Annotated in this window: 15 protein-coding genes and 1 rRNA gene; 1 reads left to right on the top strand and 15 read right to left on the bottom strand. The window is 28.2% G+C overall.

Annotated elements, in window-relative coordinates; all coding sequences use genetic code 4:
* Positions 1 to 2: 2 nt before the first annotated feature.
* On the bottom strand, positions 3 to 1,118 hold the full coding sequence (mnmA, locus tag EI91_RS02860) for a tRNA 2-thiouridine(34) synthase MnmA (protein ID WP_036452897.1): 1,116 nt from the start codon (positions 1,116 to 1,118) through the stop codon (positions 3 to 5).
* A 141-nt stretch (positions 1,119 to 1,259) separates the two neighbouring features.
* Between mnmA and EI91_RS02855 the strand changes: the two genes are divergently transcribed.
* Entirely contained in the window at positions 1,260 to 1,766 is a 507-nt protein-coding gene (locus tag EI91_RS02855) for a PTS sugar transporter subunit IIA (RefSeq protein ID WP_036452895.1), read from the top strand.
* Between the two features lie 136 nt (positions 1,767 to 1,902).
* Here EI91_RS02855 and EI91_RS02850 read toward each other — a convergent pair whose 3' ends face one another.
* The 14 genes from EI91_RS02850 to EI91_RS02785 form a co-directional block, all read right to left on the bottom strand.
* Positions 1,903 to 3,540: a hypothetical protein gene (locus EI91_RS02850; RefSeq protein ID WP_036452892.1), complete on the bottom strand. Its 1,638-nt coding sequence runs from the start codon at positions 3,538 to 3,540 to the stop codon at positions 1,903 to 1,905.
* A gap of 9 nt (positions 3,541 to 3,549) precedes the next feature.
* Positions 3,550 to 3,873 carry a Smr/MutS family protein gene (locus EI91_RS02845; protein ID WP_036452890.1) on the bottom strand — a complete coding sequence of 108 codons (324 nt, stop codon included), beginning with the start codon at positions 3,871 to 3,873 and terminating at the stop codon, positions 3,550 to 3,552.
* Complete coding sequence (locus tag EI91_RS02840) at positions 3,861 to 4,406, bottom strand: cysteine hydrolase family protein (protein ID WP_036452887.1); 546 nt, start codon at positions 4,404 to 4,406, stop codon at positions 3,861 to 3,863. The genes EI91_RS02845 and EI91_RS02840 overlap by 13 nt, the downstream gene beginning before the upstream one ends.
* Positions 4,385 to 5,239 (bottom strand): bifunctional DNA-formamidopyrimidine glycosylase/DNA-(apurinic or apyrimidinic site) lyase, encoded by an 855-nt coding sequence (gene mutM / locus EI91_RS02835; RefSeq protein ID WP_036452885.1) that lies wholly within the window; start codon positions 5,237 to 5,239, stop codon positions 4,385 to 4,387. Before mutM ends, EI91_RS02840 begins: the two co-directional genes overlap by 22 nt.
* 88 nt (positions 5,240 to 5,327) lie before the next feature.
* Entirely contained in the window at positions 5,328 to 5,690 is a 363-nt protein-coding gene (gene rplQ, locus EI91_RS02830) for a 50S ribosomal protein L17 (protein ID WP_036452883.1), read from the bottom strand.
* Position 5,691: 1 nt separating this feature from the next.
* Positions 5,692 to 6,699 carry a DNA-directed RNA polymerase subunit alpha gene (locus tag EI91_RS02825; protein WP_036452881.1) on the bottom strand — a complete coding sequence of 336 codons (1,008 nt, stop codon included), beginning with the start codon at positions 6,697 to 6,699 and terminating at the stop codon, positions 5,692 to 5,694.
* Positions 6,700 to 6,727: 28 nt separating this feature from the next.
* A complete protein-coding gene (gene rpsK / locus EI91_RS02820; RefSeq protein ID WP_036452879.1) occupies positions 6,728 to 7,117 on the bottom strand; it encodes a 30S ribosomal protein S11 in 390 nt (129 codons plus the stop codon).
* A 2-nt stretch (positions 7,118 to 7,119) separates the two neighbouring features.
* Complete coding sequence (gene rpsM, locus EI91_RS02815) at positions 7,120 to 7,488, bottom strand: 30S ribosomal protein S13 (RefSeq protein WP_036452877.1); 369 nt, start codon at positions 7,486 to 7,488, stop codon at positions 7,120 to 7,122.
* 18 nt (positions 7,489 to 7,506) lie between these two features.
* Positions 7,507 to 7,620 (bottom strand): 50S ribosomal protein L36, encoded by a 114-nt coding sequence (rpmJ, locus tag EI91_RS02810; protein ID WP_036452875.1) that lies wholly within the window; start codon positions 7,618 to 7,620, stop codon positions 7,507 to 7,509.
* Between the two features lie 12 nt (positions 7,621 to 7,632).
* Positions 7,633 to 7,848 carry a translation initiation factor IF-1 gene (infA, locus tag EI91_RS02805; RefSeq protein WP_036452873.1) on the bottom strand — a complete coding sequence of 72 codons (216 nt, stop codon included), beginning with the start codon at positions 7,846 to 7,848 and terminating at the stop codon, positions 7,633 to 7,635.
* 1 nt (position 7,849) lies between these two features.
* On the bottom strand, positions 7,850 to 8,596 hold the full coding sequence (map, locus tag EI91_RS02800; RefSeq protein WP_036452872.1) for a type I methionyl aminopeptidase: 747 nt from the start codon (positions 8,594 to 8,596) through the stop codon (positions 7,850 to 7,852).
* Positions 8,597 to 8,669: 73 nt separating this feature from the next.
* Positions 8,670 to 9,317: an adenylate kinase family protein gene (locus EI91_RS02795; RefSeq protein WP_036452870.1), complete on the bottom strand. Its 648-nt coding sequence runs from the start codon at positions 9,315 to 9,317 to the stop codon at positions 8,670 to 8,672.
* A complete protein-coding gene (gene secY, locus EI91_RS02790) occupies positions 9,311 to 10,690 on the bottom strand; it encodes a preprotein translocase subunit SecY (protein WP_245597292.1) in 1,380 nt (459 codons plus the stop codon). The genes EI91_RS02795 and secY overlap by 7 nt, the downstream gene beginning before the upstream one ends.
* Before the next feature lie 166 nt (positions 10,691 to 10,856).
* Positions 10,857 to 11,105 (bottom strand): 23S ribosomal RNA (locus EI91_RS02785); the annotation flags it as partial.

Here is an 11,105-nt window from a genome sequence, read left to right as displayed (position 1 = left end):
TCCTAAATATATTCTATTTTTTTATTATTTATAAAAAGTTCTTCAATAACAGCTCCACCAAGACATTTTTCACCATCATAAAGTACTACTTGTTGACCTGGCGTTACTGCTTGTGCTTTTTGAGGGTAATTAATTTTAACTTTATGATTTGCCAATAATTGAATTGTTACCGGAATATCTTTTTGACGATATCTAAATTTTGCAGTTAAATTATTTGGGTCATATTCTGTATTATTAAGCGTTAAGTTACTTGCGATTAAACTGTCAGAATCTAAATATTGAATTTGAGAATTAGGTGCTACATACAGAATGTTTTTTTTCACATCGTGACCACACACATAATATGGTTCAGACATACCACCTAAATTTAAGCCTTTACGTTGTCCGATAGTATAGTAAAAGCATCCTACATGACGACCAACTACTTTTAGGGTAGTAATATCAACAATATCACCTTCTTGTGCTGGTATATAATTTTGTAAAAACTGTCCAAAATTACGTTCACCAATAAAGCAAATTCCTGTTGAATCTTTTTTGTTAGCAGTAATTAAATCTAACTTATTTGCTATTTCACGAATTTCACTTTTAAGTAAATCAGCAAGAGGCATAATAACTTTTGAAAGCTGTTCATGTGTTAACTGAGCTAAAAAATAAGTTTGATCTTTGTTTTCGTCCTTAGCACGATATAAGTGTCCATCAGCTACTTTTGCGTAATGTCCCATTGCAATATAATCTGCTTTTAATTCATTAAAAGCGTATTTTGCAAAGGCGTTAAATTTAATATATTTATTACATAAAATATCCGGATTTGGTGTTCTACCTTTTTTGTACTCTTCGATAAAGTTTTCAAAAACATTATCTCAATACTCTTGAACAAAATCAACACGATGTAAAGGAAATCCTAATTTATTTGCTACCGCTTGAGCATCTTGATAATCTTGTTCTTGTGGACAAATATCTTGCGAAATATCAGCATTACCTAAAACATCATTATTTAAAATTGAATCTCAGTTACGCATAAATAATCCTTCTACCTGATAACCTTGTTGTAAAAGTAAATATGCTGCTACAGATGAATCTACACCACCTGACATACCAATAATAACTTTTTTAGACATCAATCCTCCTTACTGCAATTAAATTATTAATAATTTAATTAATTATATATTTTTTAAATTTTTATATACGTAAAATAAACAAGAAGGTTGAAATATTTTTAAAAAGAGTTAAAAATAATATAATAAAAAAGAAAGGAAGTTATGGGTTTTTTTAAATTTTTTAATAAGGTACAAAATGAGCTATTATACCCAGCAGCAAAAGGTAAATTTCAAACTTTAGAATCTTTAAATGACGGTGTTTTTTCTTCAAAATCTCTAGGCGAAGGATTTGCTATTGAATTTAATATTGATGATGAAGGAAAAATTTATGCTCCAGTTGATGGTCAAGTAAATCTTGTTTTTCCTACTAAACATGCTTTAGGAATTACAACAAAAAGTAAATCTAATATTTTAATTCATGTCGGGATTGACACTGTCAATTTAAAAGGAAACGGATTCGAAATATATGTAAATGAAAAAGATATCGTTAAACACGGTGATCTAATTGGAAAAATTGATTTAAATTTAATTAAAAAAGAAGGTTTTAGGAGCGATTGTATAGTTTTAGTTTTACCAGAAACCGGGAACTACGAATTAGGTAAGTTAGAAGTTAATACTAATCAGGAATTAAAATTAGAAACACCTGTTTTTGAAATTTTAAAAAAGTAAATTAAAAATATTATCAAATTAACTATTAATCAATTTGTTAAGTTGATATTTCATAAAATATAGCAAGATAAAATAAATAAAAAGTTGGCAAATTAAATTGTCAACTTTTTAGTTTAATAATTACTAAACTGTGGTTTTATTTTTGGAAATATAATGGTAAATTTCCTTGAAATTCTAAAACTTTAGTATTAGATCAATTTTCTAAAGTAGCACCATTTATTGTAACTAATATCTTATATTGGACATTTAATTCTAAGCGATTATCAGATATTTTTGTAAAATTAGCTCCTTCAAACTCTAAATCAATTCTCAATATTTGAATTTGATTAGCTAAAAGACCATTGGATAAATTAAAACTATTTTCAGAGTGCGAACCACTTATAACAAAATTAGTATCTAATACCTTACCTACTAAATTGTAGTTGTTAGAAAGAGAAAGTTCGAAGTTCTCATTTTGTGTTGCTTCAATCATCCGATATAAATTTCTATTTAAAAATCTAAATAAACGAGCTATATCAAATTTACTTAAAGCTAAGTTATCTTTATTTTTATTTTGCTCATATCAGGAAAATATTTTATTCTTAATTTTTTCATTTTGTGGAAATTCAAAAGTGTGAACTAAAGCAAAATTAAAATCGTTATCTAAATTCAATGAACTTAAATCTAGAACTTCTATATTTTTAGAATTTGAAATTATAGTCTCAGATGTATTTTCATTGTTGTATTCTAAATAATAATTTAAAAATAACTTACCTTCATTATCATTAGCATAATAATTGCTACGAATTAAAATCGGAAAATGATCAAACATTTGATAGTCAGAATTTAAATTTAAAAATAAAGAACTTAAGTCTAAGTCTTGTAATTTCTTTGCCACAAAAAACGAAGGAAAATGTTTTTTTACTTCTCGATCTATTTTTTTAAGTGATACTTGATTTTCTAATAAATAATTTAAATAATCAGATTTTGAATAATTTAATCCTTCGGTAAAAACGTTTGAACCAGAATAAACTATTTTATCTTTTTTCAGTAATTTTAAATTTATTTTATAACCAATATTTGTATTTTTAAAATTATCCACTTCTAATCTATACTCTAAACTTGGGAAACTAATATTTATTAAGTTGTCTTCTCAATCTATTGCTCTAACACTTTTAATATAGTTCGTTAAATCTAGAGTATTATTAAGAAAGTCTGCACTTGTCATTTTATTTTTCATTAAATTTTCTTGCTCAAAAACTAGAGTAATGCTTTTGATATTTATTGACTTTGTTTCTTTTATATTTTTAGATAAATCTTGATTTTCTTTTTCATCTATACGTGTTTCAGTTTCTTTCAAATTAAAAGAATTGGATTCTTCAGCTTCTCCATTTTCAAGATTTAAATTATTTGTTGACAAATCTTTTTTTGCTAAAACTTCAGAATTTTCTTTTTCTTCATTTTTAGAACTATCAATTTCGTTTCGTTGCTTATCACCTTTGCTTTTAGCTACTGAATTATTTTCTTTAGGTAAATAATTTGGATCTTGATTATTTTTAGAAATATCTTCTGGTAAGCGCGTTGTAGTAGCATCTAAATTTTTATTATTCTCTACTGAATCTAAATCAAAATTCGATTCATTTGTTTGATTATCTATACTTTGATTTTTTTCAGGTTTGTTTTCTTTAATCTGAATTTTGTCTTCAGGCATTGATTGGCAAGAAAAAGAGAGTAAAGGTAAAGAAATAAATGATAAAAAGAGTATTAATCATTTTGGAAATTTAATTTTTTTCATAATTAATTGTTACTTTAAACTAAACTCATCAAATAAATCTTTTATTTCTTGCTCATCTATTATTTGTTCGTCATCTTCATTATATTTTATATTATAAAAATAATCAAAATTATTAGATTTGGAAAGATAAAAAGCACCAGAATTATTTGATAATTTATAATTTAAATCATTTTTTCTAAGTAAATCTTCAACAGTTACTTTCAAAATTCCAGTTCCATGTCCAGTTACTAAAAAAAGCTCATCAATTAGGCCTTTTTTGAAAGATAGAATTTCTTTTAAAACTATAATTGAAGCCTCTTGTGACTCCAAACCATGTAAATCTACTGTTTTCATTCAGTTACCTCGATTCCAGCATTATGCATTAATTTTAAAGCATACTCATGAAATTCTGTAGCACTGTGATTTTCAGAATCATAGGTTGCAACTGCATCTGAATAGACTACTACTTTCGTTTTGGATTTAAGCATGTATAAATAAGTAATTAAACTAAGACCAAGTTGTAAAACACAAATATCAGTGCAACAACCAACTAAAGTTATAACATCATATTCTAATAACTTATCCTTATCAAGATTAAAAAAACCATTAGTAGTATTTTTTAAAATCACATTTTGAACATATTTTTCTAATTCTGAAACAACTTTAGCTTCATAAGTATTAGTTAAACAATGCTCAGGATAGCATTTCATTTCAAGATCACTAGTAGAATGAGAATCACAAATGAATAAATTATCAGCTTTTTTATTTTCTAAAATTTTTTGAATATTCGGAATAATTGCATTAATATTATCGCTAGCTAATGGACCTGTTTTTGCAAATCCATTAAGCATATCAATAACAATTATTAATTCTTTATTTCTTGACATATTGGACAAAATGTTGTTCCTCTCCCATTTGGTTTGTAATCTAACCTTACTTTTACTAAATTTGCAATTTTACATCTAAAACATAAATTATTTGCACGACCATAAACTTTAAGTTCGTTTTGGTAAGTACCTTTTGTATCGTTTACTGATTGGTAAGTATGCACGCTGCTTCCGCCTTGCAAAATGCTTTGATCCATTATTCTTTGTGCATTAGATAGCAATAATTCTAACTGCTGTTTGGTTAAAGTGTTGCATTTTTGCATTGGATGAATTTGACTAGCTCATAAAGATTCATCAGCATAAATATTTCCGATACCTAAAACCAATGATTGATCTAATAAAACACTTTTAATACTGATATTTTTACGTTTAAGTTTATTAAATAGCTGTTCAACATCTACATCAATTGGTAAGTTAGCTAATTTTTTAATTTGGGATAAATCTCTTTGATCATCAGAAGGGATAAAATCAAAACCACCAAACATTCGAGCATCGTTATAGCAGATAATAAACTGTTCATCTAAAATAAAAAATACATAATTATGCATTTGACTATATGCAAAATCAAGCATTTTGATTGGATAAATATAATACTTACCTGACATGCGTAAGTGAGAAATAATTCTACTTTGATCACTAAGAGTTATCTCGATAAATTTACCTATGTTTATTACTTTTGTGATTGTTTTATTTAAAATATTTGCTTTAAATTCCTCTGGAGAAATATTCTTTAAAAACTTAGGATTTAAAGTTTTAAAATCTGTAATTTTTTTGTTTAAAATTTGTGCTTTTAGGCTATTAGTTACTACTGTTACTTCTGGATATTCTGGCATATTCTTATTTTATCAAAAAAGAAAAAAATATCAGTTGTTGAACTGATATTTTATAATTTAAATTTTAATTATTAAAGCGAAGATTAGATTAAACTAATTCAATAATAGCCATACGTGTGTTATCACCTAAACGTTTAGGTAATTTAATAATTCTTGTGTAACCACCATTTCTTTCAGCGTACTTAGGTGCAATTTCTGCAAATAAATATTTAAGAACATCTTGACCGTTACTTGCGTTAATTGGACGTAAGTAAGCAGCAACAATTCTTCTGTTTGCTAATGTTGGTTGTTTTGCTTTTGTAATCATTTTTTCAGCGTGTCTTCTAACTTCTTTAGCTCTTGTTACAGTTGTTACTATTCTGCCGTTAGCAAAAAGTTCACTAACTAATGAACGCATTACACCATTTCTTCATTTTGTATCACGTGAGTAGATTTGTGTTGGATTTGCCATTCTATTCATCTCCTTCTTTTAGTTCATAACCATGTTCTTCAAGTTTTTCAACAATTTCTTGAATTGATTTTTTACCTAGATTCTTTGTTTGTTCAAGTTCTTCATATTTCATTGCAGCAATTTGACTAAGTTTTGTTTTCTTAATTCTTTTTAAAGCATTAAGTGAACGAACTGAAAGATTTAATTGAGTAATATCAATATCATCTTCATCTTTAGTTTCTAATTCTTTTGTTTCTTCTTCGAATAATTCAATTTTACTCATTTGATCAACATCACCAATAATTTGTAAATGACCAATTAAAATTTGACTTGCAGTTTTAATTGCATCTTTTGCTTTAACTGTACCATCAGTTTTAATTGTAAACTCTAATTGTTCTTCAATTTTTGCTGATGATGAGTTTAATTCAGTAACATTGTAGAAAACTTTTTCAATAGGTGAGAAATTAGAATCTACTGCAATAAATTTACCTTTTTTAATATCTGATTCAAGTTCAGCTTCTTTTTTACTTAAAAAAGCTTTATTTTCCTCAAAAGACATAAATCCACGACCAGGACGAAGGAACATTTCTAGTTTTAAAGCGTTTTCAGTCATAACTTCTGCAATATGTAAGTTGTGATCAATAACTTCGATACCAGCAGCGTTTTTAACTTCTAAATATCTAGAATTTATTCTTCCTTTTTCATCTGATGATAATGAAACTTTAATAATATCATTATCAGAAATCATGTCAGGATTGTAGATAAAACGCACTTTTCTTAAGTTCATAATTAAACTTGGTACATCTTCTACAACATCTTTAATTGTTTGAAACTCATGTTCTACACCTTCGATACGAACTGCAAAAGGAGCAAGAGAAGTAATACTTGAAAGTAAAACTCTTCTTAAAGCAACACCTAGTGTATTACCATATCCTCTTTCTAATCCTTGAAGAACAAAAGTTGTTTCGTATTCTCCAACTTGTTTAATCTCAGGTTTTTCTAAGTAAACTAATTGTTTCATTTTTTCCATTTGATACCCTCTTTCAATTACGAACTAATTATTTTTTCATACGTTCACGTTTTAAGATACGTTTTGGAGGTCTTGTTCCGTTGTGTGGAACTGGTGTAACATCTTTAATTTCTGTAACTGTAATACCCGATACTTCAATTTGTTTTCTTGCAGCATCTTTACCTGCTCCAAGACCTTTTAATTCAACCTTAACAGTTTTAATTCCTTGTTCTTTAGCAGCTTCTGCAGCAGCTTGAGCTGCTAATCCAGCAGCATAAGGAGTTTTCTTTTTAGTTCCTTTGTAACCAATTGCACCAGCTGAACTTCAAGCGATTACATTTCCGTTTTCATCTGCAAAGGTAACAATTGTGTTTTGGTTAGTTGAGTGAATGTGTGCCACTCCACTTGTAATATTTTTTTTCTTTGATTTACGTGCCATTATTATTTACCTTTCTTTCCTGCAACAGTTTTTCTAGGTCCTTTACGTGTACGAGCATTCTTTTGAGTTGATTGACCACGAACTGGTAAACCTTTACGGTGTCTAATTCCACGGTAGCATTTAATTTCCATTAAACGTTTAATGTTTAATGTAACTTCTCTACGTAGATCACCTTCTGTTAAATAATCTTTAGCAACTTCACGAATTCTTGATAATTCATCTTCTGAAAGATTTTTTACACGAGCATTTTCATCAATATTTGCTTTTTGACAAATTTCTTTAGCAATTGATTTCCCAATACCATAAATGTATGTAAGAGAAATAACTACACGTTTGTCATTTGGAATTTCAACGTTTAAAATACGTGCCATCTTATATTTCCTTTCTAATTATCCTTGTCTTTGTTTGTGTTTTGGAAGTACACAAATTACACGGATAACTCCTTTACGTTTAATAATTTTGCAGTCTTTACACATTTTCTTAACACTAGCTCTAACTTTCATAGTTTCTCCTTTTTATTTATGTCTGTAGACAATTCTTCCTTGCGTTAAATCGTAAGGACTCATCTCTACATCAACATTATCACCTGGTAAAATACGAATATGATTTACTCTCATTTTACCTGAGATGTGAGCTTTAATAATTAAACCGTTTTCTAATTCAACTGAATATAAATCAGTTGAATGAATTTCTTTAACGGTTGCTTTTAATTTAATTGCATCTTTTGCCAAATTAAATTCCTTTCGTTAAAACAACACCTTTAAAATCCTCGATTAAAACTGTATGTTCATAATGTGCTGTATTTTTATTATCACGCGAAACTACAGTTCAACCATCTTTTAAGATTTTAATTCCTGGACTTTGTGTAATCATAGGTTCAATACAAATCACCATCCCATTTTTGATTAAAGGACCGGTTCCCTTTTTACCTTCATTTGGAATATTTGGATCTTCGTGTAATTGAAGCCCTATCCCATGACCACAGAACTCATCAGGAGTATATAAATTGTGTTTTTTAATGTATTGACCAATAGCGTATGAAATATCTCCAACTCTGGCACCACGTCTAATTGCTTTTAAACCAGCTCGGAAAGCACCTTCAGCCACGCTAATAATTTTTCGATCAGTTTCTGATACATTTCCAACAGCTTTTGTAAAAGCACTATCAGAATTATATCCTTGATACTTACATCCTAAATCAATACTAACAAGGTCACCATCTTTAATTACATAATCAGATGGAATACCATGAATCAATTGTTGATTAACGGAAATGCACGCAGTCGCAGGAAAACCATAAAGTCCTAGGAATGCAGGTTGTGCACCTCTCTTTGTTATTTCTTTAAAAGCCAATTGATCAAGTTCTTTTAAAGAAACCCCTGGTCTTACAAAGTCATATAATACACTCTTAACTTCTGCCAAGATTTCACAACTTTTTTTAATTTTTTCAATCGCATTTTTATCTTTAATTGTAATCATTAGAACCTCATTTGAATAAAAAAATCAATAAAAAATGCAAGCATCTTTAAAGTACTTACATTTTACCATTTTTTTAGATATTATTTATTATTTCTAAAACTTTTTTAGCAACTTCATCTGGTGTTGCACTAGCATCAACAGTATATAAATTGTTGCTGTTTTGGTAGTAATTTAGAAGAGGTTTAGTCTGTTGATTATAAATATCTAAACGATTAACTATTTTATCAGCATAATCATCTGCTCTGATTAAAAGCTCTTGATTATCTAAATCACAATGTCCTTCATTTTTAGGTTTTTTAAACTCAACATGGTATGCGGTTTGACATAAAGGACAAACTCTTCTACCACCTAGTCTTCTTAAAACTTCATCAACAGATACTTTTAACTCAATTACTGCAAACTGATCACCATACTGAGCTTGTAAAAACTCTACTTGAGCTAATGTGCGTGGATATCCATCTAAAATAAATCTTTGTTTATTTTCTATTAATGAGTCTATCGCTTTAGCAACGATTTTGTTTGTAATTTCATCAGGAACATATCCTCCTGAAGTAACATACTCTTGAACTTTTAATCCTAAATCTGTCTTATTTTTAATTTCATTACGGAAAACTTCACCTGTAGATAAATGAAATAAATTTGTTTTTTCTTTAATTAAAGAAGCAACAGTACCTTTTCCAGCTCCTGGCATTCCCATGAAAATAATATTTTTGTTTATCATAATAACCCTTCTAAATTATTTGATTCATCACTTTTAGTGATAGTCATTCTTTTAGCTTTTGCTAATTTATTAGTCTTATTTCTAGCTTGAATTTGTGCGATTGTTTCGATTGATGTAGACACCAAAATCATAATTGATGTTCCACCGAAAGAGATAGCCTGATTTAAAACACCTGTCATTATTTCTACAAATTGCATACTTCCTAAAACTAATAAGTAAATTGATGAAAAAACACTTAATCTAAATACAACAGCTATTAAATAATCTTGTGTTTCTTCCCCAGGTCTAACGCCAGGAATAAATGTTGAATTTTTAGCAAAATCTTCAGCAATTTTATCAACTTTTGATTGTTGAATCCCCATAATTAACGAAAAGAAAAAGATAATAACTAATAATAATGAAAAACCTAATGGTTGAGTAAATTGTAAGTTAATATTTATTCATTGTTTTGAAGCACTTGTATCAGGTAAAATGTTTGCAATCATCCCTGGGAATGAAAGAACCATCATAGCGAAAATTATAGGCATAATACCTGCAGGATTTAATTTAATTGGTAATTTACCAATTTCTTTTTTTGTTTTAGAGCGACCTGCTCCAACCTGTTGAATTGGTATGTGTCTTTCTGCTACATAAACTATAGAAACAACCATAATTACACTCAAATACACTAAAACATAAGTAACAAAATTAATTACTCCTACAAGAGTACCGCTACCTGAAGATTCAGATTGAATATATGTACCAAAAGCCGTTTGAAATTGAAAAGGAATTCTTGCTGCTATACCAACAAAAATTATTAAACTCGTACCATTTCCAACACCTTTTGATGTTATTTGCTCTGAAATAAATAAAGCAAATAACGAAGCACTAATCAACATTAAAGGTAATAAAAAATAAGTTAAAAAATTTATAGAAAAAACTTGAGAACTAATTGTTATAAAATTATTTGTTCCAACCGTTAAACCTTTAGTCAAAAAAATAGCTTGCGGAAACGCGATTATTAATGTTAAAACTCTAGTTATAATATTAATTTTTTTACGTCCTTGTGGCCCGCTTTGACTTAATTTATAAATTGGTGGAAATATTTTAGTTTGTAAAATCATCATTATTAACGAAGCGTTAATAAATGGACTAATACCTAATGCAAAAACAGAAAAACGTCTTAATCCTCCACCACCAATTAGGTTAAGAGTATTAATAAATGAATTATTATCTAACGCTCCACTATTAACTCTAACAAAAGGTAGTGTTAAAGTAGTACCTAAAATAAAAATTGTTAATAATGTAGTTGTATAAATAAATTTTTTTGCAAGATTTTTGTGTTTTCAAAAATTATTTCATCTATTTTTTGTTTTTAAAAAAATATTATTCACAATTACACCTCAATTCTATCTTTTACTTTTACAATATTATACTTAATAAAGTATTATTTTAGCACAAAAAATAATTAATAAAATAAAAAAAATGCCCTCTTGGGCTTAGTTTTTTGAAAACTGAATAGTAATAATAATTTATTAAAATGTCTGAATATACATCTTAACTTTTAAACCTATCAATTTATTAGTAATGGTCAGCTAAATGTATTGCTACACGTACACTTCCATCCTATCAACCTCGTCGTCTACAAGGAATTTCAAGGGAATACTTATCTCTGAGGAGGCTTCCCACTTAGATGCTTTCAGCGGTTATCCTTTCCGTACTTAGCTACCCAGCTATGCTTCTGGCGAAACAACTGGAACACCAGCGGTACGTCCACTCCGGTCCTCTCGTACTAAGAGCAGCTCTCAT

It is taken from the genome of Mycoplasma buteonis, assembly GCF_000733865.1.
In the GTDB taxonomy this organism is placed as follows: domain Bacteria; phylum Bacillota_I; class Bacilli_A; order Mycoplasmatales; family Metamycoplasmataceae; genus Mycoplasmopsis; species Mycoplasmopsis buteonis.
This window is presented reverse-complemented; position numbering and strand designations above follow the sequence as displayed.